Here is a 1035-nt window from a genome sequence, read left to right as displayed (position 1 = left end):
TGGCCAAGATTTATACGCCCGAAGAGATGAATTCTCTTCGTCAGGCGCACAAGCTGCTGGACGTCGAAAAGCGGCTCGACGTGAAGTCAACGGCTGGCTCCGACACGTTCAACAAGTTCATGGCGGACAAGGGCGCGCGTGAAGCACAGCTTAACCGAGCACTGGAAGCCGGCCTGAAAGGCTACTTCGGCGTGCTGAAGGGCGGCGGTGTTTACCGCACCATCAAGCTTGCTCTTTCGTCGCTGCCAGATGGTACGAAGGGCGTTTCGGATATTCTTTTCGAGATGCAGTTTAACCCCGATCTGGCCAAACATCTGCTGACCCGAGACGTGAAAGATGTGGGTTCGCCAGCGTGGAACGGTAAACTCCTAAAGCTCATGGCTATAGATCGGGGCGCGCAGGAGAACGTCGAGGCGAAATAACTTGCCACGATTGTCTTAAAGTAATAAAAGATAAATAAGACAAACAAGACGGAAGGGCGGCACGGTGGCGCGCATAAACGAAACAACTTTCTTTGCGTACGCGCGCCGCGCACCTTTCGGCGGCCGTCTCTCGCAAGCGCAGGTTGACGGTACTTCGGCTATTCTGGCCGAAGCAGAACGCCGTGGATTGCCCGACGAACAAACTGCATACGTACTTGCGACAGCTTTCCATGAAACCGGCGGCAAGATGCAGCCTATCGAGGAAAATCTGAGTTATAGCAGCGCAGCGCGCATTCGGCAGGTGTGGCCATCGCGGTTTACGTCCGACGCAGCCGCTCAACCTTTTGTACGAAATCCACAGGGCCTCGCCAATAAAGTCTACGGCGGGCGCATGGGCAACACCCGACCGAACGACGGCTGGTTATACCGCGGTCGCGCCTTGGCTCAGATCACCGGCAAAGACAACTATAAGAAGTACGGCCTTGGCGATAACCCCGACGCCGCGTTGGAGATGGCCACGGCCATCCGCATCCTGTTCGACGGGATGACCAACGGCAAGTTCACCGGCAAGAGTCTGGCTGACTTTTTCGGCGGCGGCAAGGAAGACCCTGTA

Annotated in this window: 1 protein-coding gene and 1 pseudogene; both read left to right on the top strand. The window is 56.3% G+C overall.

Features of this window, described 5'->3' with window-relative positions; all coding sequences use genetic code 11:
- Nucleotides 1–422 (top strand): hypothetical protein (locus ACTJKP_RS26890; RefSeq protein ID WP_440632834.1); only part of this gene is annotated, 422 nt, incomplete at its 5' end.
- A 64-nt stretch (nucleotides 423–486) separates the two neighbouring features.
- Nucleotides 487–1035: pseudogene (locus ACTJKP_RS26885) on the top strand (chitinase); the annotation flags it as partial.

The organism is Brucella sp. 22210, assembly GCF_052045675.1.
GTDB lineage: Bacteria > Pseudomonadota > Alphaproteobacteria > Rhizobiales > Rhizobiaceae > Brucella.
Note: the sequence above shows the minus strand (reverse complement) of the source record. Positions and strands in the feature narration are given on the sequence as shown.